Annotated in this window: 21 protein-coding genes; 15 read left to right on the forward strand and 6 right to left on the reverse strand. The window is 58.4% G+C overall.

What is annotated here, in order from left to right; genetic code table 11:
• Positions 1-133 precede the first annotated feature (133 nt).
• The 13 genes from ACM5SV_RS13540 to ACM5SV_RS13600 all read left to right on the forward strand — a co-directional run bounded on the left by ACM5SV_RS13540 (position 134) and on the right by ACM5SV_RS13600 (position 12776).
• On the forward strand, positions 134-1018 hold the full coding sequence (locus ACM5SV_RS13540) for an MBL fold metallo-hydrolase (RefSeq protein WP_128439506.1): 885 nt from the start codon (positions 134-136) through the stop codon (positions 1016-1018).
• 430 nt (positions 1019-1448) lie between these two features.
• Entirely contained in the window at positions 1449-1832 is a 384-nt protein-coding gene (gene sdhD, locus ACM5SV_RS13545) for a succinate dehydrogenase, hydrophobic membrane anchor protein (RefSeq protein ID WP_128439505.1), read from the forward strand.
• Positions 1833-1960: 128 nt separating this feature from the next.
• A complete protein-coding gene (locus ACM5SV_RS13550; RefSeq protein ID WP_128439504.1) occupies positions 1961-2488 on the forward strand; it encodes a sigma-70 family RNA polymerase sigma factor in 528 nt (175 codons plus the stop codon).
• Between the two features lie 170 nt (positions 2489-2658).
• Positions 2659-3012, forward strand: coding sequence for an SPW repeat domain-containing protein (locus tag ACM5SV_RS13555; RefSeq protein WP_128439503.1), 354 nt, complete (start codon positions 2659-2661; stop codon positions 3010-3012).
• A gap of 19 nt (positions 3013-3031) precedes the next feature.
• Positions 3032-4207, forward strand: coding sequence for a zinc-dependent alcohol dehydrogenase (locus ACM5SV_RS13560; protein WP_012760468.1), 1176 nt, complete (start codon positions 3032-3034; stop codon positions 4205-4207).
• Positions 4208-4211: 4 nt separating this feature from the next.
• Positions 4212-4436, forward strand: coding sequence for a permease (locus ACM5SV_RS13565; protein ID WP_128439502.1), 225 nt, complete (start codon positions 4212-4214; stop codon positions 4434-4436).
• Positions 4433-5395: an alpha/beta hydrolase gene (locus ACM5SV_RS13570; protein WP_221970495.1), complete on the forward strand. Its 963-nt coding sequence runs from the start codon at positions 4433-4435 to the stop codon at positions 5393-5395. The genes ACM5SV_RS13565 and ACM5SV_RS13570 overlap by 4 nt, the downstream gene beginning before the upstream one ends.
• A gap of 119 nt (positions 5396-5514) precedes the next feature.
• Positions 5515-7917, forward strand: coding sequence for an FdhF/YdeP family oxidoreductase (locus ACM5SV_RS13575; RefSeq protein WP_419425305.1), 2403 nt, complete (start codon positions 5515-5517; stop codon positions 7915-7917).
• Between the two features lie 20 nt (positions 7918-7937).
• The gene (locus ACM5SV_RS13580) at positions 7938-8540 is read left to right on the forward strand and encodes a c-type cytochrome (protein ID WP_012760471.1); all 603 of its coding nucleotides are present in this window, start codon (positions 7938-7940) and stop codon (positions 8538-8540) included.
• The gene (gene coxB / locus ACM5SV_RS13585) at positions 8537-9529 is read left to right on the forward strand and encodes a cytochrome c oxidase subunit II (protein WP_419425306.1); all 993 of its coding nucleotides are present in this window, start codon (positions 8537-8539) and stop codon (positions 9527-9529) included. The genes ACM5SV_RS13580 and coxB overlap by 4 nt, the downstream gene beginning before the upstream one ends.
• Positions 9526-11433 carry a cytochrome c oxidase subunit I gene (gene ctaD / locus ACM5SV_RS13590; RefSeq protein WP_419425307.1) on the forward strand — a complete coding sequence of 636 codons (1908 nt, stop codon included), beginning with the start codon at positions 9526-9528 and terminating at the stop codon, positions 11431-11433. Before coxB ends, ctaD begins: the two co-directional genes overlap by 4 nt.
• Positions 11430-12032, forward strand: coding sequence for a cytochrome c oxidase subunit 3 (locus tag ACM5SV_RS13595; RefSeq protein WP_003555362.1), 603 nt, complete (start codon positions 11430-11432; stop codon positions 12030-12032). The genes ctaD and ACM5SV_RS13595 overlap by 4 nt, the downstream gene beginning before the upstream one ends.
• A gap of 333 nt (positions 12033-12365) precedes the next feature.
• The gene (locus tag ACM5SV_RS13600; protein ID WP_003555361.1) at positions 12366-12776 is read left to right on the forward strand and encodes a c-type cytochrome; all 411 of its coding nucleotides are present in this window, start codon (positions 12366-12368) and stop codon (positions 12774-12776) included.
• Here the strand turns inward: ACM5SV_RS13600 and ACM5SV_RS13605 are convergent, their stop codons facing one another.
• The 3 genes from ACM5SV_RS13605 to ACM5SV_RS13615 all read right to left on the reverse strand — a co-directional run bounded on the left by ACM5SV_RS13605 (position 12777) and on the right by ACM5SV_RS13615 (position 14725).
• A complete protein-coding gene (locus ACM5SV_RS13605; RefSeq protein ID WP_419425325.1) occupies positions 12777-13646 on the reverse strand; it encodes a c-type cytochrome in 870 nt (289 codons plus the stop codon). It lies immediately after the preceding gene.
• Between the two features lie 157 nt (positions 13647-13803).
• Positions 13804-14124 carry a low affinity iron permease family protein gene (locus ACM5SV_RS13610; RefSeq protein ID WP_003555359.1) on the reverse strand — a complete coding sequence of 107 codons (321 nt, stop codon included), beginning with the start codon at positions 14122-14124 and terminating at the stop codon, positions 13804-13806.
• A 106-nt stretch (positions 14125-14230) separates the two neighbouring features.
• Positions 14231-14725, reverse strand: coding sequence for an NUDIX hydrolase (locus ACM5SV_RS13615; protein WP_003555358.1), 495 nt, complete (start codon positions 14723-14725; stop codon positions 14231-14233).
• A 98-nt stretch (positions 14726-14823) separates the two neighbouring features.
• On the opposite strand from ACM5SV_RS13615, the gene ACM5SV_RS13620 reads away from it, so the two are divergent.
• Entirely contained in the window at positions 14824-15585 is a 762-nt protein-coding gene (locus ACM5SV_RS13620) for a cytochrome c oxidase assembly protein (protein WP_032997101.1), read from the forward strand.
• Between the two features lie 356 nt (positions 15586-15941).
• Here ACM5SV_RS13620 and ACM5SV_RS13625 read toward each other — a convergent pair whose 3' ends face one another.
• On the reverse strand, positions 15942-16877 hold the full coding sequence (locus ACM5SV_RS13625; RefSeq protein ID WP_419425308.1) for an NmrA family NAD(P)-binding protein: 936 nt from the start codon (positions 16875-16877) through the stop codon (positions 15942-15944).
• 74 nt (positions 16878-16951) lie between these two features.
• Here ACM5SV_RS13625 and ACM5SV_RS13630 point away from each other — a divergent pair, with 74 nt between their 5' ends.
• Positions 16952-17776, forward strand: coding sequence for a helix-turn-helix domain-containing protein (locus ACM5SV_RS13630; RefSeq protein WP_003555356.1), 825 nt, complete (start codon positions 16952-16954; stop codon positions 17774-17776).
• A gap of 362 nt (positions 17777-18138) precedes the next feature.
• On the opposite strand, the gene ACM5SV_RS13635 is transcribed toward ACM5SV_RS13630, so the two are convergent.
• Together ACM5SV_RS13635 and ACM5SV_RS13640 are read right to left on the reverse strand one after the other, a co-directional pair.
• Complete coding sequence (locus ACM5SV_RS13635; protein ID WP_419425309.1) at positions 18139-18906, reverse strand: Crp/Fnr family transcriptional regulator; 768 nt, start codon at positions 18904-18906, stop codon at positions 18139-18141.
• A 105-nt stretch (positions 18907-19011) separates the two neighbouring features.
• Positions 19012-19326 (reverse strand): DUF6894 family protein, encoded by a 315-nt coding sequence (locus ACM5SV_RS13640; RefSeq protein WP_419425310.1) that lies wholly within the window; start codon positions 19324-19326, stop codon positions 19012-19014.
• Positions 19327-20113: the final 787 nt, after the last annotated feature.

Consider the following 20113-nt stretch of genomic DNA (forward strand, 5'->3'; position numbering starts at 1 on the left):
GCTCTCCTTCGTTGTGAAGCCCGCAAACAAGCGACAGCCGATCAGGTTCCCTCCTGTCTGCGCCTTCCGAAGAATGAGCAGAGGGAACTTCTCCCTCGGAGCGGAGTTCGTTGCGCTCACGAAGGAGATTTTGATGGTTGTTCAGCTTTCACTTGAGACCGACGATATTGCGCCGACTGCGGAAAGCGCGTCTGGAGCACGGGTCTTTGCACCTGATCTGGCATACCGCCTGATGTCGATCGTCAATGTGATTTTCCACGGCGACCCTGCAAAGGGTAATGACTGGGTGTTGATCGACACCGGTCTGCCGACGTCGAAGAATACAATCGTCGAGACGGCGGAAGCCCGGTTCGGACGAAATACACGCCCGTCTGCGATCGTCATGACGCATGCCCATTTCGACCACGCCGGCTCCCTGGAGGGGCTCGCGGAGCATTGGGACGTTCCAGTCTACGCGCATCCTCTCGAGTTTCCATATTTAAACGGACAAGCTTCTTATCCGCCGGCCGATGCCTTTGTCGGCGGTGGCGCCATGGCGCTGTTGTCGCCTCTCTTTCCACGCTCCCCCGTCGATGTGGGTCGGTGGCTGAAGATGCTGCCGCCGGATCGGAGTGTACCAGCCATGCCGGGATGGAAGTGGCTGCATACGCCAGGGCACACGCCGGGTCACATCTCGTTGTGGCGTGAAAGTGACCGCACCTTGATAGCCGGCGACGCGATCGTCACGACAGGCCAGGAATCCGTCTACGAGGTCCTGACGCAAAAACCGGAGATGCACGGGCCACCGCGCTACCTGACACCCGATTGGGACGAGGCCGAACGCTCGGTCGTCATGCTGGCTAGTCTGGAACCGGAACTGGTCATCACGGGGCACGGCCAGCCGGTTCGGGGCGAACACATGCGTGCGCGTCTCCACGAGCTTGCCGCGAATTTTTCAGCAATTGCCGTGCCTGACGGACGACCGTATGCGCTCGACCCGGCAAAGCCTGGCAAGAGCGGAAACGACGCCTACCGGTAGACCGATAGTCTCACGTTGATGATCGACCAGGGGAGAAAGAAGGAATGGCAAGTCAAGATGATGTCATCGGCCGACGCGCTAATCGGATCCGGGGAGCAGCGGGCCGACCGGCCGGAAAGCAGTCTGAGCACTGTCGGGCGGCGGAGGAACGGCCCAGCGCGGGACCCTGTGAAACCTTAGCTGCACCCCCAGTCATTTCTGACCATGGTGATAGCCAGCGCGAGCTAGAGTTTGATGAGCATGCCATTGCTCATCCTGAAGACCGGCCCGACCTTCAGGTCGTTAAAACAGGGGCCGCGACCTTCGTGAGCAAGGCAGGTGAGCGAATACGGCGAAGGCCTTCGGTCAAGTAAGTTCGCTTTGCTTGAAAGGTGAATTGGTTCAACAGCGAGCCGACGCAAGAGGACGCTTGCGAGTTGGGAGGACCACGATGACGACACCGCTCGGACGCGTTCGGGGTTTGGGATCAGCGAAGGGAGGCACCCGGCCTTACGTTCTCAAACAAGCATCGGGTTTGGCATTGGGCATCTTGACCCCTTATTTGATCGGGATCGGGATCTATCTGCTTGGAAGAGATCGCGACTTTGTCGTTGCTTCGATCGGCAGCTTCTGGATTGGCCCCGCCCTCCTCGCGTTCATTCTTCTCAGCGCCGTCCACATGGATATCGGCATGCGGACGATCATCGACGACTACGTCCATGGACACATGAGAAAGCTCGTCCTTCTGTTTCTGAACTCGGCCTTCACCTGGCTGGTCTGTCTACTCTGTGTCTTCGCCATCCTCAGGATGATGTTCGACGCGGCCCAGCAATAGTCTAGGTCGTGGTGAAACGTTACGCCTTCCCGCCGCTAGAATCGCCCGTACGGTTCCGCACTGTTCCCGAACGAGCGGGAACGCGTAGCTTCCATCCTCATTCTTCTTCGGCCACGAGGAGAGAGAACATGAGCGGACTGGGTGGAACGGGTGTGGAGATCAAAAAGGAAATCGTTGCGTTAATGCCGGCGGTGCACCGGTTCGCGATGCGGTTCGAACGATCTGTGACAGATGCGGACGATCTCACGCAGGATACCATGCTCAAGGCGCTCGCTCACATTGATCAATTTCGGCCCGGGACCAACGTAAAATCCTGGCTGTTCACGATTGCCCGCAACACCTATTGCACGAAATACAAGATCCGCCAGAGATTTACCCTCTGTGCGGACATGGAAGTCGCTACATCCGGGCAGGCGGTACAATCGACCCAGGAATGGTCTTTGCGCACGGGGGAAGTCGATAAAGCCATTTCAGCTCTCGACGCCGACAAGCGCCAGGTGTTGCTGATGGCGGCAAATGGCGACAGCTACGAGGATATCGCAGGGGTGTGCGGGTGCGAACTCGGCACGATCAAAAGCCGTATCTCGCGTGCAAGGGCCGCCGTAATTTCGGCGCTCGGTGAAACCACCGCGTCAGGAGCCGTCGCTGCAAGGTGATATACGATCATGGTGGACAGCAGATTACAATCCTACAAAAACTGCCCAAGCCACTTCCCGCCATCGGGGGACCACGCGTAGCTGAGTTTTTGCGGATCCGTAAGCTCCCTGAAAAACGGGAACCAGCGCCTCATTTGGAAGTTTGAAGGCCGGAAAGGATAGGGGGAACAATGCGCTTCGTGCCGACCATGCTTCATGGAATTGCTGACTATGCCGTCGGGTCCTTTGTGATCGGCCTGCCGTTTTTTCTCGAACTCAATGGCACTCCTCGAATGGTGCTTATCGCGCTCGGCATCATTATGGTGCTCTACAGGCTCCTGACCGACCATGAAATTGACGCTGTGCGGTTCCTACGGATCCGTTCGTTGCTTGATGCCATCTTTGGCGTAGCAATGCTGCTCTCACCCTGGCTTTTTCCCTTTCCCATGGATACGCGCTGGCCGGTCTACGCAATCGGGGTTGTTGCGCTCATTCTTGCTATCACCACGCAAATCCGTGCTGAAGGAACGGCCGCGATCAATTGAACTTACAAGGAGCTTATCGATGAAGGCACTGTGCTGGCATGGCAAGGGCGACATCCGCTGCGACAGCGTTCCGGATCCCAAGATCGAAGATGGGCGCGACGCCATCATCAAGATGACCGCCTGCGCCATCTGCGGCTCAGATCTGCACCTGATGGATGGCTACATTCCCTTTATGGAAAAGGGCGACGTGCTCGGCCACGAATTCATGGGCGAGGTCGTTGAGGTCGGACGTGACAACAAGAAGCTGAAGGTTGGTGACAGGGTGGTGGTGCCGTTCACCATCTGCTGTGGGGAATGTCAGCAATGCCTCAGAGGCAACTGGTCGGTTTGTGAACGCACCAACCGCAATGCCGATAACGCCACCAAGGCGTTTGGCTATCAAACCGCCGGCTTGTTCGGATACTCGCATCTGACGGGCGCCTACGCCGGCGGTCAGGCGGAGTATGTGCGTGTTCCCTATGCAGACGTTTCTCCAATCGTCATTCCCGATGGAATGACCGATGAGCAGGCGCTGTTTTTAGGCGACATTTTTCCGACGGGGTGGATGGCCGCAGCCAACTGCGAGATCGAACCCACCGATATCGTCGCCGTCTGGGGCTGCGGTCCGGTCGGTCAGTTTTGCATCAAAAGCGCGCTGATGCAGGGTGCCGCGCGGATCATTGCCATCGACAATGTTCCGGAGCGTCTGGCGCTGGCGCAGTCGGCTGGAGCCGAGATCATCAATTTCGACGAAGTGGACGGCACAATCCCGGACCGCATCAAGGAGATGACCGGGGGTCATGGCGCCGACAAGTGCATCGACGCTGTTGGTGCGGAATCCCATGCTACAGCATCATTTGATGCCGTCGTCGACAAGGTCAAGGCCGCCACCCTGCTTGGAACTGACCGCCCGCATGCGCTACGAACCGCGATCATGGCTTGCCGACCCGCCGGGATCGTCTCGGTTCCTGGGGTCTATGGCGGTTTCCTCGACAAGATTCCTTTTGGCGCCGCAATGAACAAGGGACTGACGATCCGCACCGGTCAGACCCATGTCAACCGCTATTCACTCGATTTGCTTCGCCGCATCGAGGAAGGCGAGATCGATCCGAGCTTTATCATCACGCATCGGGCGAAGCTCGAAGACGGCCCGGCTCTCTACGAGACTTTCAGGGACAAGAAGGACAACTGCATCAAGGTCGTCCTGACGGCATGAGATCATGAACGCTGATGCCAGAGCACTCAAGGAAGCGTGTCGCAGTTTCGAGGCCAGGCATGGCGTCGAGGCTTCTCTCAACGTGATGGCCGGCATGATGCAGGACCGCCTTGGCGACCATAGCCTCGCTGTACAATTCCAAGGCTGCGATGCAGGCGCGCCACCTCCCCAACCGGTAGACGTCGACGAAGTCGGACCGCGGATGCATGAAGAAGGCGCAGCCGGATGAGCTCACGCGCCTGCGACTTGATCGGCCGCCTTGAAGAAAAACATGTCACCCGCGCTCAGCGGCTGAACGCGCTTCTGCATTTACTTCCACGATACTACACCGATCGCAGGTGGAATGCGAAAGTCGCCAACGCCATAGTCTTGGGGCTGCAATCCGTCTTTCCATCGCGCCTGTTTCACGACTGCCGCGTTTTCAGCAGAAGCATCGCGGCCGGCGAACGTAGCGTCGGCTTGCGGTTTCTCCTGCCCGATGGAGCGCCAAGAGGTGTTTATGTGCACTTTCACGGTGGCGCGTGGGTGCTCGGCAATGCCCGCCTCGATGATGGCATCACGTCACGTGTCGCTAAAGAGTGCCAACTCATCGCCGTCGCTGTCGATTTTCGTAACGCCCTCGATGATCGCGTCGACCTTGCCATAGACGACTGTGAAATCGCTCTGAACTGGGTGGTCCGGAACCTGTCAGATCTCGGCGTCGGACGGATTGTTCTGGGCGGTGAGTCATCTGGGGCTCACCTTGCCGCCCAGGCCTTGCTGCGTCTGCGGGACCGGGGAATGGTCGAAGCATTCCGGGGATTTATCTCGACATGCGGCGCGTTTGATTTCAAGGGATCGCGCAGCCTCAGGAGCGCCAATAGCGCCTCCCTCATCGTGGACGCTCCCGCTGCTCTTCGAAATCTTCAAAGATTACGTTCCAGTTTGCCCTGGAATGAACGGGATGGGCCGTTACATGCGCAGCTCGAAGGCCTCCCGCCGGCTCTGTTCATCGCGGGCGAGCTCGATCCCATCGTCGATGACAGCATTCAGATGTTCCGCACTTGGCAAGACGCAAACGGAAACGCATCGTTAAGCATCGTTCCGGCCGGGCCGCATGGTTTCAACCGGCTTCCGACGGCTATCGCTAAAATCACCAACGCCTACGCGCGAGAATGGCTGATCGATAGATGTTCGGGCTTACATTGACGCCCTTTCCGGGCGCGGACACCGAGCGCTGTTTGGCGAAATAGCCGGCCGGAAGCGAAAAAAGCACACACTAAGGAACTTGTCGTTTTCAGAGAGCTTTAGATAGTTTGGGAGCGATCATGACAGCACATCCGAAAGACAAACCCTCGATCAAGCCATACACTGGCCCGGCCGGTGGATGGGGGTCCGCAAAATCAGTTGCCGGGATCCTGCTCCGTGAGCATATCCCGGCGAGCGGCGCCGCCTTGCTGGACAAGCAAAACAAGCCCGAAGGCTATATGTGCGTCAGCTGCGCGTGGGCGAAGCCCGCCAAGACGCATCCGCTGGAATTTTGCGAGAACGGCGCCAAGGCTACCGCCTGGGAGGTAACAAACCGCAGGGCGGATGCCGGCTTCTTTGCCGCGCATACGCTGAGGGAGCTAGAAGCCTGGCGCGACCATGATCTTGAGGAACAGGGTCGGTTGACGCAGCCGATGCGGTGGAACGCAGAAACTGATAAGTATGAGCCGGTCGAGTGGGACGTGGCATTCGCCGAAATCGGCAAAGAACTTCGAGCCCTCACGCCCCAACAAGTCGACTTTTATACGTCCGGTCGCGCCTCTCTGGAGGCGGCTTATATGTATCAACTTTTCGCACGACTGTTCGGCAGCAACAATCTCCCCGACTGTTCCAACATGTGTCACGAGAGCACCTCGGTGGCTTTGCCCGAAAGTATCGGAGCATCGGTCGGAACGGCGGTCCTCTCGGACTTTGAGAACACCGACTGCATATTTTATATCGCCCAGAATGTCGGGACGTCCTCGCCCCGGCTGTTGCATGACCTGCAGGATGCCGTACACCGCGGCGTTCCTATCGTTACATTCAATTTGCTGCGGGAACGGGGCCTTGAACGTTTCAAGAACCCGCAGGCGCCAACCGAGATGTTGTCCTCGAAGGAAACACTGATCTCGTCGGAATACTATCAGGTGAAGAATGGTGGCGATATCGCAGCGCTCTTTGGCGTGTGCAAGGCGTTGATCGAGGCCGACGATGCGCTCAAAGCGTCAGGAACAAGTAAAATCGCTGGGAACGACGACATCCCAGATGACCCATCTGAGGCCGGAACGATCGCATTTGCCGCGTCGATTGCAGCTGCCGACAAGAAGCATGTCCTCGACCACGACTTCATCCAGGAGCACACAACCGGTTTCGAACAGTTTGCCGATGCGGCCCGGTCCTATAGCTGGGCGGAGCTTGAGCGAGTTTCCGGTCTCACACGGGAGCAGATGACGCATGCGGCACAGACTTATGCAAAAGCCAAGGCAGTCTTGATAGCCTATGGGATGGGTGTCACGCAGCACGTGATGGGCGTCGACAACATCCATATGATCGCCAACCTCGCGCTCCTGCGTGGCAACATCGGTAAACCAGGCGCCAATATCTGCTCCATTCGGGGCCACTCCAACGTCCAGGGACAACGAACGGTCGGTATTACCGAAAAGCCGGGGCTCGTGCCCCTGGACAAGCTGTCCGAGCTGTACAAATTCGAACCGCCGCGTTGGACGGGCCGATCGACGGTGGACACCTGCAAAGCAATTCTCGATGGCCAAGCGCGTGCCTTCATTGGCCTCGGCGGTAACTTTCTGCGTGCCGTGCCGGAGACAGAGGCGATGGAGGCGGCCTGGAGGAAATTGCGCCTGACGGTGCAGATCGCGACCAAACCAAACCGCAGCCATGTGCTCCACGGCGAGATCGCGTATCTGCTGCCTTGTCTGGGGCGGTTGGAGATCGACAACCAGGCCACCGGTCCACAGGCTGTATCGATCGAGAGCTCAGTCGCACACTTCCATGGGTCGCGCGGCAAAGCGACACCGGCGAGTAGCCATCTAAGATCTGAGCCAGAGATCATTGCCGGATTGGCGAAAGCCACCTTGGACCGTGGTGACGTCCCCTGGGATGCATGGATCGACGACTATAGCCGGATCAGAGACGCGATCGAGCGCACCTATCCCGAAACGTTCAGCGACTTCAACAAGCGGCTGTTCCAGCCGGGTGGGTTCGCTCGGCCCCTGCCAGCGCGCGAACGGAAATGGGTTACCAAGACGGGCAAGGCGAACTTCCTGACGCCGGACCGGCTGTTTCCTGAATTTGCAATCGATGGCGCGCAAGAAGACGTCCTGCATCTGTCGACACTGCGATCGAACGACCAGTTCAACACGACCATTTACGGCTACAGCGATCGGTTTCGCGGCGTCAACGGAACACGCAAAGTCGTTTTCATGAATCGCGATGACGTCGCTCGCCTCGGCTTCGCCAACGGCGACAGCGTCGATTTGCGCACGGCCATCGATCACTCGACCGCGCGCCAGGTAGGCGCGCTTAGGGTCGTCGAGTACGATATTCCGCAAGGCTGCTGCGCGGCATACTATCCGGAATGCAACCCGCTTTTTCCGTTGGGACACCACGATGCCCAGTCGAAGACGCCGTCCTACAAGCTGCTCCCGGTATTCATCACCAGGTCACAGCAGCAGCCGAAGGACTGATCCGGCACGGGAAGCTTTCCATGGGCAGTGTTCGAGGTAATCGTCGGTCAGCTATAGCCATCGCACTTGGTGGCGCCGTTGTCGTCGGCGCGGGCGCTCTCGTGGGCTGGGCACGAGAAGGCCGCACCTTGCGCCTGGATCCGCCGCTTTCGGCCGAGTTCGAGAAGATCCGCTTGATGCCGAATGACATCAGCGGAGCGCCGCCAGAAATCTATTTCAAGCTGGGAAAGCCATACGAAAGTACCGCTTACGATTTGAGCCAGGGAAAGCGGCTTTATTCCTGGTTTGGCTGTCCGGCATGCCACGGCGACGGCCGGGGTGCGGCCGGCCCATCTTTTCTGGACGGATGGTGGCTTTACGGTCCTGAGATGATCTCGGTCGTAGCATCCATCCGCGATGGCAGGCCCCACGGAATGCCTGCCTTTCGTGACAAGATGACGATCGATGAAATCTGGCAGCTCGCCGGCTATGTGAGAACGATCGGCGCCTATTCGGCAAAAACGACCGCGCCCAGTCGCAATGACGACAAGAACACCCGGCCGTCCGAGAACCGCGCACCGGCCGCGGCTCTCTTCGACGAGGGGCCCGCCGGCGCGCACCCTGATCAGGGGCCATCGCCTTGACGCGCTCTTCGATCATCGGCCCGTCCCTTGCGTCTCTCTGTCTCTCAGGCTGTACGGGGTCGCAGTCTGCGCTTGACGCAGCCGGCGCATCGGCTTCCGCCCTGAAACAGCTCATCGTTGTCATTGTCGTGGTCTGCGCTGTTGTCTGGCTTTTGGTGATGCTGGTGCTGGCATGGTCCCTGCTACGACCGCGTGACGGACGCGGGGTTGCTGGCAACGACCAGAAAGCGCGTAAAGTTATCGCCGGAGCGGTGGCGGCCACCACTTTCATCATCGCCGGTCTGACGATCATAAGTTTTTATACGACGCGCAAGATTGGCGAAGCCTCCGAAACAGCGTTGACCGTCACCGTGCGAGGTCAGCAGTGGTGGTGGCAGTTCATCTATCCCGATGATGGATCGGGGCGAGAGTTCAAGACGGCCAACGAGCTGCACATCCCTGTCGGACAAGCTGTGAAACTACGGTTGGAGAGCGCCGACGTCATTCATTCTTTCTGGGTTCCGAGCCTGGCGGGAAAGCTGGATCTAATACCGGGCCGGATCAACGAACTGACGTTGCATGCTGATCGACCGGGAATCTATCGCGGCCAGTGTGCGGAATATTGCGGGCTGCAGCACAGCCACATGGCGGTGCTTGTCATTGCTGAAGACGAGGTGAGTTATCGGCAATGGGTGCAGGGGCAGCAGCGTGAACGGCTCCCGCCGGCAGATCCACAGGTCACAGCCGGCGAAACGGTGTTCATGAGCAAGCCTTGTGCCGCCTGTCATACCATTCGCGGCACATCGGCGGCCGGGGTAACCGGGCCTGACTTGACGCACGTTGGAAGCCGGCAGACGATCGCGGCAGGGCTTTTGCCGAATACTCGCGGGTCCCTCGCTGCTTGGATCGCTGACCCGCAGACGCTCAAGCCCGGCAACAACATGCCGCTCGTGCCGCTCTCCGGGGAAGAGTTGAAACAGGTCTCCGCCTACCTAGAAAGTCTCAAATGAGCGCTGATCCTCCCCCGCTGACCGATGTGGATCTTGGCGACGAGGTGATCGACCTCAGGCTTCATCAGATTTGGAAAACGCCAACAGGCTTGTGGGGCGCGCTTTCGACCGTCGATCACAAAATCATCGGCCGGCGCTACATCGTCACGGCTTTTGTGTTTCTTCTACTTGGCGGCATCCTGGCGATGGCGATGCGCCTCCAGCTGGCCACGCCCGAGGCGCGCTATATCAGTCCCGATCGCTACAATCAGATTTTCACGATGCACGGCACCAACATGATGTTCCTGTTTGCCGTACCGGTGATGGAGGCCATGGGCGTGTATCTCGTGCCGCTGATGCTCGGCACCCGCAACATCGCCTTTCCGCGCCTCAACGCTTTTTCCTACTGGATATTTTTAGCCGGCGGCCTGCTGTTATGGATCGCATTCGCGCTGGACGTCGGTCCCGATGTGGGCTGGTTTGCCTATGTCCCCCTCTCCGGCCCCCAATATGGTGCCGGAAAGCGAGCTGACATTTGGGCGCAGATGATCACGTTCACGGAGGTTTCGGCGCTTGCTGTCTCTGTCGAGATCGTCGTTACCGTATTCAAGCAGCGCGCACCGGGAATGTCCCTGGATCGAATTCCGCTCTTCGTCTGGTCGATGCTGGTCACCTCATTCCTTGTGATCCTGGCGATGCCGGCGATCATGTTTGCAAGCAGCACCTTGATTCTCGACCGTCTAGTTGGTACCCATTTTTACAATCCCGCCGAGGGCGGCGACGTCCTGTTGTGGCAGCATCTTTTCTGGTTCTTTGGCCATCCGGAAGTCTACATTATCTTCCTGCCGGCGGTGGGAATGGTGTCGACGATGATTTCGACGTTCGCCCGCAGGCCGGTGTTTGGGTACCTGGCCCTGGTGATGGCGTTGATTTCGACGGGCGTCCTCGCCTTCGGCCTCTGGGTGCATCACATGTTCGTCGTCGGCCTACCGCGACTTGGCGAGAGCTTTTTCACGGCCTCCAGCATGGCTATTGCCGTGCCCGCCGGCATTCAGATCTTCTGCTGGCTCGCAACACTGTGGGATGGAAGACCGGTGTTCAAGTCACCAATGCTGTTCGTTATCGGCTTCATCATCACCTTCGTGCTTGGCGGACTGACTGGCGTCATGGTGGCGTCGGTGCCATTCGACACGCAGGTGCACGACACCTACTTCGTCGTCGCGCATTTCCATTACGTCCTCGTTGGCGGCTCTGTTTTCCCGCTGCTTGGAGCGATCTATTACTGGTTCCCAAAATTCACCGGAAGGATGATGAGCGAACGGATCGGCCGCTGGGTATTCGGGTTGATATTCACCGGTTTCCACCTGACGTTCTTCCCGATGCATCTTCTCGGTCTCTTCGGTATGCCGCGTCGTATCTATACCTATCAGCCCGAGATGCCTTGGGCCGGTCTGAACCTGTTCGTCAGCCTCAGCTCTTTTATTCTCGCCGTAGGATTTCTCCTGTTTTTCATGGACGTTGTCCGCAGTGCGCGCTCCGGCGCTGTTGCCGAAGAGAACCCATGGAACGCATCCACGCTGGAATGGGCAACGACCTCACCTCCCAGCCCCTATAATTTCCGGCGCATCCCGGTTGTCAGCCAGCGTGAACCGTTATGGTCAGGCTCGTCGGATCTGCCGGTGGTCAGCGGAATGCGGCTGGACCGACGGGAACTGATCGTCAGTGGCGTCGTCGAGGCCGAGCCTGAAGCACGGGAGTCCTCGCCCACCAATTCGATCTGGCCACTCATTGCAGCCATCGCGACGTCGATCATGCTGATATGGTCGATGTTCTCGCCATGGGCGGTCGTTTGGGGTTCAATCCCGATCGCAATCGCCCTGACCGGCTGGTTTTGGCCAAAGGGCGACCCGGAGGATGAGTCATGAAAGAGCGCCTGGTTCTCGATGTCTCGCACCTGCCATTGCACGGCTCCGGCACCGCCAGCCCGACCTGGTGGGGAACACTGGCGTTCATGTTGATCGAAGGGACCGGCTTTGCTCTCGGAATAGTCGTCTACCTTTACCTGATGAGCATCGCCAGCGTCTGGCCGATCAACGCGCCGGCGCCTGATCTGCTGCCTGGCACTCTTTTGACCGCTGTGCTCGCTGTCAGCGTAATACCGAACGTGCTGGTGGCGCGCTGGGCTGAACGCAGAGAGCTAAAAAAGGTCCGGATCGGCCTGATCGTCATGGCTTTGCTCGGCGTCGCCCCGCTCTTCCTGCGGGTATTTGAGTTCCCGGCCCTCCACGTGATGTGGGACAGCAACGCCTATGGTTCGATCACCTGGGTGCTGCTCGGACTGCACACCACCCACATCCTGACCGATCTGATCGACACGCTGGTTCTGATGTGCCTGATGTTCACGCGGCACGGCGACAATCCTAGGCGCTATGGCGATGTGGAGGACAACGTCATGTACTGGAACTTTGTTGTCGCAACGTGGGTTCCGCTCTATCTCTGTCTTTATTGGGTGCCGCGTCTATGAGATATTCCATCGCAGTCGCTGGAGGATTGGTTTTCGCCCCACTAGCTTGGGCCGTCAGCACACAGATTGGCCAAGTCATGCCCTATGTGGACTGCCGGATGGGCAGGCCATGGTCCGTGATGGCCACGGTGCTTCTAGCACTGTTGGCGGTTGTCGGTGTTCTGGCGCCTTTGGCGGCACCTAGAAGCCCGAAATCGAGGTCAGATACGTTCATCAGGACGATCAGCGTTCTCGCGGGATCAGCATTTGCGTTTGCCTTGGCGATGCAGGCTGCGGCCACTTTTATAATAAACCCTTGTCAACACTGATCCGAAACGGTGCCGGAGACAGAAAATGAGCGGCGAAGGGTTTCCCGTCAAGATCGTAGTTCTGTTACTGGTCACGATGCTCGGGCTCGCGGCGGGGGTCCTCACGTACCAGGTTAGAGATCGCAACCAGAGGACAGAAGTCGCAAGTTTACTTGCTCGCGGCGATCCCGCCCGTGCGCCTGAGATTTTCCGGCGTTATGGTTGCACCGGATGCCATACGATTCCCGGCATCGCGGGAGCCAACGGCAAGGTCGGCGGCCCACTGGTCGACATACGCCAGCGCGTCTACCTAGCGGGAGTCGCGAATAATGACGCGGAGGCGCTTGTCCACTGGATTGTGGCGCCGAGTGCGTTCGATGCCAAAACGGCGATGCCGGACACCGGTATTTCAGAAGCCGAAGCGCGGGACTTGGCTGCCTATCTTTACGGGCAGTGACTACGGCTGCGGTGTCGGTCGTGCTGGCAGCGACTTAATGTAAGTTGCAATGGCATCGCGGTCACCTGCGGGGAGTTTGGCGGTGTTAGTGACAACGTCGGCCATGGAGGATCCGACGCGCCCGTGGTCCGGGGTGTTGCCGCTGGTCAAAACCTCGAAAATATCGGCCTGAGACCAATCGCCAATACGCGCGGGCGTGATGTTCGGAACGAACCCCGTTCCTTCAGGATCCTCGCCCCCGGCATATCGCGTCGCCTGCTTGATCGCTCCAAAGACATTGCGCGACGAATGGCACTCGGCACAATGGGCAACGCTTTCGGCGAGATAGGCGCCTCGGTCATGGATGGGATCGCCACTCAGCACGGCTTCGGACTTTCCCTCGTTGAAAAACAGCAGCTTCCAGAAGCCGACGAACCGCCGGATGCGGAAGAGTGCGACGAGGTCGTGGGGCGGCGCGCCGCCCGACACTGCTGGTAGAGTCTTCAGATAGGCAAACAGGTCCCGAACATCGTCCACCGTCATTCCGGTGTAGCTTGGATAGGGAAAGACCGGATAATAATGCTGTCCGTCGGGAGAGACGCCCCCGATCAGCGCGTTGCCAAGATCGGCGGCGGTCCACGAACCAATTCCGTCCTTCGCATCTTGCGAGATATTGGGAGGCCGGAACGTGCCGAACGGCGAGGCGAGCGCAAGGCCGCCGCCGAGTTGCAACCGATGCTTTTGCCCAGGTGTCGCATGGCACGATGAGCAATCTCCTGCGGCGAATATCAATTCGCCACGAGCAGGATCGCCCGGCTTCACGAACGCCGGATCATTCTCTTCAAAAGGGATATTTGGTTTGGTGATGAGCCACGCGCCAGCGGCGAGCATTGCAACAGTAAGAGCGGCCCCCAAGAAAATTGTCCGAACTCGCGTCTTCACCGATGGTCCTTCGCTCCCGAGTTATCCCACATCCTGCCGAGTGGATGTCTTCGAATAGACAGACGGTTTAAAATTATGCCACAGCGACACATTCCAGCTATACCCATTACTCCGATTCGGTATGTGTTGCCCGAAAGCGCTCGATCTGCTCTGGCTCCTTCTCGTCAATCTGGGTGATTTCGTTTTTCGCATCGCCATGCACATGTAGCAGTTCATCGAGCTTGGCATGGATTGCCTGTGTATCCCGATGTTCCGCCCGCTGGATGAAAAGCGTCATCATCCAGGTGATCAGCGTGGCGAGGCCGTGCCATTCCAGCGTCTCGGGGCTGAAGATGAGCCAGGAGATCCCATAGAAAATTACAATGGCAAAAGCGATGGGGCTGGCAGTCCATGTGCCTAAATCCGTCAACCAGGAACGCCAGCGCATAGTTGAGACCTCCACATTGAGGCGAAAACCCTCTCTTAGGCAGCCGGTTCCCGCAGACGCGACATTTCGTTGAGATCTCTCCGTTCTGAGTGCGGCCTAGTCGCGATCATTCGGCTTGCATCTTTCGCCCTGTCCTTGGCCTGAAATCCGCGAGCATTGACTTCAGTTCCACTTCCCGCACACGCCTCGCAGCCTCATCCGGACTGACCCATTCACGCGTACGCTGTCCTTGTTCCTTGAAGTCCGCATTCAGCTCGTGGACCTCGATCTGAAACACTTCAACGACGCATGGCGCGACGTCTCCGTCATCCAGTTCCTTGAGATAGGTGTAACGGCCGACGGGTTTCTTATGAACGGCACCGCGAATGCCTGCCTCTTCCCAGGCTTCGATCGCAGCAGCCTCGTATGGTTTCTTTCGCTTCATCGGCCACCCCTTCGGAATGATCCATCTGCCGCTGTCGCGCGAAGTGATGACCAGTATCTCGATCGCGGCGCCTTCAGTCCGCCGAAAACAGAGAGCGCCATATTGTTGCCGGAACGGGCCAGTGAACAGCTTGTCCGGTAAAGTCGCGGCCTTCGCAGGTTTCTTTCGATTTGACATGGTCACACATAGTAGCTCCCAGCTCGACGCAACTGGCAAGCCTGGAACAATTCGGCCGAGCGTTGGTTCCTCGTCAATTGTCCGGTGATGGCTTTATCATGACCTTCCAGCTCGAACCCTACTGCGGTAACGCTCCAGCACCTGAGGCCCTGATGGCGGACTGGAACTTCGACCCAATCCTGCTGTCGGCAATCGCTCTAGTGGCGCTGTGGACATGGCGCCGAGCTATGGCGGAAGACCGGGTGGGTCAGTGGGCCCTGTTCATGGGTCTTTGTGTCCTCGCCTTTGTCTCGCCCCTATGTGCCTTCAGCTCCGCCCTCTTCTCGGCACGGGCCTTCCATCATATTGTCTTGGTATCGCTTGCTGCGCCGCTCGGTTGGCGCTTTTTCTTTGGATCATCTGTTACGCTTGATCGCTTTCCATCCATGGCCGCATTCGTCGTACACACAGTGATGGTCTGGCTCTGGCATCTGCCTCTTCCCTACGCCTGGGCTCTCTCCAGCAATTTTGCCTATTGGGCAATGGAAATCCCTCTCCTTCTGTCGGCCCTGTGGCTTTGGCGTGAAATCCTCTACCCGCGACGCGCCTCAGGCAGTGCGCTCGCCATCTGCGGTGGCACGATATTGCAGATGACGATGCTTGGGGCATTTCTGACGCTCACTCCACACCCTCTGTTCAGCCCGCATTTTTTGACCACCGACCTTTACGGTCTCACGCCCCTCGAAGATCAGCAGTTGGCCGGGTTGTTGATGTGGGTGCCCGCCTCGCTGCCATATGTCGCCGCCTTTCTGCTCAGGATCGGTCAGACGATTAAAACATCGTCCCGTGATAAGGCTGTGGACGTGCCTCAAAACGTATAGCTGGCCGCGACGCCGGATGCGGCGGCCTGGATGCAGATCCTTACTGCCACCGATGATTGGAACGACCTGGGGCCTGGTCCATGGCAGCCGCCTTGAACGGGGTCTAACCGCCGACGTGTTTACTATTAGCGAAGCCGTTGATCCGGAAGAAACCTTCGGCGGTGTAGATGGAAACTGCGCAATCACGTCCAAAGTGGGCGGCGGCTCACCGAGAATGCCTGATCTTCATCGGCAGATTCCAGCCGCTTCATCGGTCGCCAATTCATCAACGATCAGGCTCTCAAACGCGCCGAGAAGTTGATCGTTGTCATTGGCTCAGCCACCACTGCCCGCTCGCTGCGGAATCTCCGAAAGCTCTAGCGATGTGAGCTCCACGTTAGGAAGGTCTCTGGTTTGACGCCATCCGTCCGCGCCTTCTCGATCAGCGGCCGGAGTGTGTCTTTGACGAATTCTTCCATTGTGGTGCGCAGTGCAGGACGATCATCGTGAAACTTTACACGCCCATCGTTAAGAGCAGCCAAGGTGTCGTTATCGTAGACCCACCGTCCGAGAGCTCCGAACCTCTCCCGGAATACCGCCTCGACCTCGCGATCGCTCCTATCGATGAAGCGATAGTCCACCTCTCTAGCGAGTGCCCGGCTGATAATCGCGGCGATCTCGGTCATCGTGTAATCGATGCCCAGTTGCTTTACGGATCGGTGCTGGTCAGTCGGCGCGTCGAACTCTTTCGCCGCGAGATCCGCGATGTCCTGAATGGCAATCCAAGGAGTTTTCACGTTTGGGTCAAGCGACCAGCCGATCCTATCGTGCTGCGCGATGGAGTCGGTCCACCCGGCAAGATCCTGCATGAACCAGCCACCCTGCAGGTGCACCACTTTGATGTCGCGTAGTCGGTTGAGGATCTGATCCAGGATATGAAAGCCCTGAAAATGGCCGGTGTTTCCGCTGACCTCGGATCCCATTCCGGTCAGGCTCACGGCCAATTTCACAGGGGAATCCCGAAGGGCGTCGAAAAACCGAAGCGCTACCGTAGGGTAGTGCCCATGGAGGTCCTCCGAGCCCCAGATGGTTTTGACCATGAGGAACGCAGCGTCAGCGTCTTCGAAGAACGCGTTAAGTTCACCAGCACCCGTATCGAAGCTGCCAAGGAACGATTCTGCTCCTTTCGCGACAAGGTCATCGAGGGCCGGCCCTCCTCTTGAAAGAGCTTTGACTGAATGGCCTTTGGCCAAGAGGTTCTCGGTAAGTTTGGCACCGATCCTGCCGGTCGCGCCAACCACGGCTATACGCATGGGTGATCTCCTGAGAGTTGCTAAACCAGGAGCCTAAAGGATTGCCCCGCGAGCAAAAGTGGAGATAATGCCATATGATCTCGAAATCGGGCCAACCTTCGAATAAGCCACCCTGCAGTGCCGCGATAGATCTAAGCCTCTTGCATGGGCCTGCGATGGCGATCAGGATGGACTTCGCCGACTATGAAGCCGAGGGGGTGCAGCACCAGCACCCGCAGGGTCAACTGATCCTGGCGCTCCATGGCGCGGTGACCTGCAGAGCGGAAAGTGGGGTCTGGATCGTTCCGCCCGACTGCGGAGTTTGGATACCAGGTGGCGTTCCTCACAGCAATCAGGTCACGTCCAATGCTCGTCTAACGTACCTGTTTGTCGAGCCCGGCGCGGCCATGCTTCCGGCTGTATGCTGCACGCTTTCGGTATCGCCGATGCTTCGGGAGATGATACACCGGGTAGCGGACCTATCGGAAAATCACGCCCGCGACGCTCATGTCGATCGCCTCGTGCGGGTCATGCTCGATGAGCTCGCGCTGATGCCGCGGGAGAGGCTGGAGCTGCCCGTATCTGACCATCCAAAGATCGCCCTGATCGCCGCGGCTCTTTTGGCAGACCCGAGCGACCGCCGAACCCTTGGCGAATGGGCTGAGCATGTCGCGGTGAGCGAGCGATCGTTGAAGAGGCTTATGGTCCAACAGACAGGATTGAGCTTCGGCCGTTGGCGGCGTCAGCTACATCTGGTCATCGCGCTGCGGGAACTTGCCGGCGGTGCGACAGTCCAGCGGGTAGCAGGAGACTTGGGGTATGAATCCACGACAGCCTTCATCGTCATGTTCAGGAAGGCGCTTGGGACCACGCCATCACGTTACTTTGCCGATCGCTCATTAATCACGGAGCACGCATGAGACGCCATATATTGCTGCGATTTGGTTTCATCGCAAACTCGCAGACTGGTTGCATGCATATGGTGAGGTTCTCCGGGACCGGGCTATTAAGCCTGTGCCCAGTTCGCGGAAGTTGCCAGACGGAATGCTTGCGCATGCCGAACCGATACGATCTGAGGGCCGAACAATGAATGTCGGTGCGATCCTTTATGCCGCCGACGCTCGGTTCCTTAGCGATACCCCTGGGATGCCCTTAGTGGGAGTGCTCAAAAAGGAACCCTCACTGTTGGGTCAGTTTTGGGAGATGGCGCGCGCGGGGACGACGTGGGATTATATTACGCGCGGTGCGGGTCGGTGCAAGCTTTGGGCCCTGGGGCGGCTGCTCAACGCGTATGATGATGGCGATTGCCGTTTAGTTGGACGGGCAGAGCCGACGGCTGCGGCGAGTTCTCAATCAGCCGCTCGTATTCCTGCTCCGGCACACCATAGCAGCCGCCGGCGATTTCGATCAGCATGTCGCGATCAAGGATGCGGACGTTACCGCGTGTCGATTTGATGGCGTGCATGCCTTCAAGGATGTGCAGCTCATCGGTGACGCCGGCTCGCCTGACACCCAGCATCAATGCCAGGAAATCATGCGTAAGCGGCAGATCATTGCCCTCGATGCGGTCGTGACACATGAGCAGCCAGCGCGCTAGGCGCTCATGCGTGTGGAATTTCGCCGCAGCCAGCGCCGTGTGGGCAAGCTGCAGCTCGCAGGTGTGGACATAGCGCAGCAGCAGTTGCCGCACATCCGCGTTCTCAAGCGTTGGAAGAAAATTCTCCTTAGCGACCTGAAGCCCGTGGCCTGACACTTGCATGAAGGTCTTATTTGGCGTCCGATCCACGCCGAGGATAACGGGGTATCCGGCAATCCCTTCGCGGCCGATGTGGCGGACTTCGAGGCTTCTGCCCTCGGCGCTTTCGGCGACCATCGAGGCGAGGCCGCTTTCGATAAAGCAGACATGCTCGATCGGTTTGCGCGGCAGCATGAGTGGGCATTTGACAGGAAGATCGACGGGTTCGAGGAACGGCGCCAGAAGCTCGAAGGCATCCTCCGGAAACCGCCGCAACAATCTGTTATTCACTCGCCTCTGCAGCAATTCTGTCATAACATCGCACCATCCGTCGAATGGTAAAACGAGAACCTACTCCTTTCGTTCGAAGGCTTCAGGCTCTGTGCGGTTTTGACAATTGAAACCGTTTGCGCGAGGGCGCTATTCCAGGCCGACAGCCGACCGGAAAGGAACGGTTGCGACCAGCGAGCCTTCTTCGGTCATGATCTCGAAAGTCGCTCCGTCTGCCGGATCGCCCCTCCGGATCCCCTCCGCCACTATTTCACGAGCGGCCGCGACCGCTTCCTCCCGTGCCTGTTCAGGCGAAGCCAAGTCGATGCCTTCTAAATCTTCCTCGAAGACATCGTTCCTGCGGACGTGGAAAAAATACTTCGGCATGGTTTGCTCCACCAACGAGAATCCCGCCGAACCTCTCGATAGCAAAGTTGTTCCACCCGGGCTGTCGATCGACCACATTCAAACCTAGCCGCATGAGACTCAGAAAAAAGCCCCGCGTAAAAGGCGGGGCTAGTTGGGGAAGTTTGGAGGAGTAGGCCGCGTAAAAGGAAACGGATGCGTGGCCCATCCGCCTTACTCTCGGCGGCCACTCTTGTTCCTTCGTCGGCAGATTTAAAACAGGAGGCCGCGCAGAGCGTTACCGAAGGCATTGGATGGAAACACCAAACAACCCTGCCTCCGCGCGGCCAATCCCCTGGGAGGGTGGATCGCGGAGAGTGCAAGGGCGTTGTGCAAGGAAACATGGCTTCCCCTCCCGCGATCCGCCTTTCTAACCGGGCGCGTGCGATACCGGTTCCTGCGCGGTTCCGTACAAATCGTTGGAGAAGCGGATCGCGGTGACTTGGCGGAGGCTCGCGGCAACCGTTCGCAACCGTACTGATGGTTGTCCTTGGGAGGTTAATGCAGTACCAGTTTTCCTATCGCGGTCCGGGCGAATTGTTGCGACGCTCAAGGAGCATGAGATGACGGACTTCAATCTCTCACTTCAGATGGACGACGTAAACGTGCTTTCCGATGCCGTCCAGACTTGGTACCGGCACACGCGTTTACCTGCAGCGAGTGAAGGCTATCAAACTTCATGATCAGCAGCGTGACCAGTTCCTCGCGCGTCCTATGTCCTTCATTATAGAGGTCGACCGCATCATTGACAGTGATATCGGCCATCGATGCGGAACGCCGGCTTGTCGGTATCGCTCATCCAACCTCCTGGAATGTCGAAGCCGATCGGCGAAACGCCAAGAAAAGC

It is taken from the genome of Rhizobium sp. CRRU65, from assembly GCF_048551595.1.
Taxonomy (GTDB): domain Bacteria; phylum Pseudomonadota; class Alphaproteobacteria; order Rhizobiales; family Rhizobiaceae; genus Rhizobium; species Rhizobium leguminosarum_J.

Coding starts and splice junctions, on each gene's coding strand:
- ACM5SV_RS13540 (WP_128439506.1), top strand. CDS start 134: ATGGTTGTTCAGCTTTCACTTGAGACCGACGATATTGCGCCGACTGCG.
- sdhD (WP_128439505.1), top strand. CDS start 1,449: ATGACGACACCGCTCGGACGCGTTCGGGGTTTGGGATCAGCGAAGGGA.
- ACM5SV_RS13550 (WP_128439504.1), top strand. CDS start 1,961: ATGAGCGGACTGGGTGGAACGGGTGTGGAGATCAAAAAGGAAATCGTT.
- ACM5SV_RS13555 (WP_128439503.1), top strand. CDS start 2,659: ATGCGCTTCGTGCCGACCATGCTTCATGGAATTGCTGACTATGCCGTC.
- ACM5SV_RS13560 (WP_012760468.1), top strand. CDS start 3,032: ATGAAGGCACTGTGCTGGCATGGCAAGGGCGACATCCGCTGCGACAGC.
- ACM5SV_RS13565 (WP_128439502.1), top strand. CDS start 4,212: ATGAACGCTGATGCCAGAGCACTCAAGGAAGCGTGTCGCAGTTTCGAG.
- ACM5SV_RS13570 (WP_221970495.1), top strand. CDS start 4,433: ATGAGCTCACGCGCCTGCGACTTGATCGGCCGCCTTGAAGAAAAACAT.
- ACM5SV_RS13575 (WP_419425305.1), top strand. CDS start 5,515: ATGACAGCACATCCGAAAGACAAACCCTCGATCAAGCCATACACTGGC.
- ACM5SV_RS13580 (WP_012760471.1), top strand. CDS start 7,938: ATGGGCAGTGTTCGAGGTAATCGTCGGTCAGCTATAGCCATCGCACTT.
- ctaD (WP_419425307.1), top strand. CDS start 9,526: ATGAGCGCTGATCCTCCCCCGCTGACCGATGTGGATCTTGGCGACGAG.
- ACM5SV_RS13595 (WP_003555362.1), top strand. CDS start 11,430: ATGAAAGAGCGCCTGGTTCTCGATGTCTCGCACCTGCCATTGCACGGC.
- ACM5SV_RS13600 (WP_003555361.1), top strand. CDS start 12,366: ATGAGCGGCGAAGGGTTTCCCGTCAAGATCGTAGTTCTGTTACTGGTC.
- ACM5SV_RS13605 (WP_419425325.1), bottom strand. CDS start 13,646: ATGCTCGCCGCTGGCGCGTGGCTCATCACCAAACCAAATATCCCTTTT.
- ACM5SV_RS13610 (WP_003555359.1), bottom strand. CDS start 14,124: ATGCGCTGGCGTTCCTGGTTGACGGATTTAGGCACATGGACTGCCAGC.
- ACM5SV_RS13615 (WP_003555358.1), bottom strand. CDS start 14,725: ATGTCAAATCGAAAGAAACCTGCGAAGGCCGCGACTTTACCGGACAAG.
- ACM5SV_RS13620 (WP_032997101.1), top strand. CDS start 14,824: ATGACCTTCCAGCTCGAACCCTACTGCGGTAACGCTCCAGCACCTGAG.
- ACM5SV_RS13625 (WP_419425308.1), bottom strand. CDS start 16,877: ATGCGTATAGCCGTGGTTGGCGCGACCGGCAGGATCGGTGCCAAACTT.
- ACM5SV_RS13630 (WP_003555356.1), top strand. CDS start 16,952: ATGATCTCGAAATCGGGCCAACCTTCGAATAAGCCACCCTGCAGTGCC.
- ACM5SV_RS13635 (WP_419425309.1), bottom strand. CDS start 18,906: ATGACAGAATTGCTGCAGAGGCGAGTGAATAACAGATTGTTGCGGCGG.
- ACM5SV_RS13640 (WP_419425310.1), bottom strand. CDS start 19,326: ATGTGGTCGATCGACAGCCCGGGTGGAACAACTTTGCTATCGAGAGGT.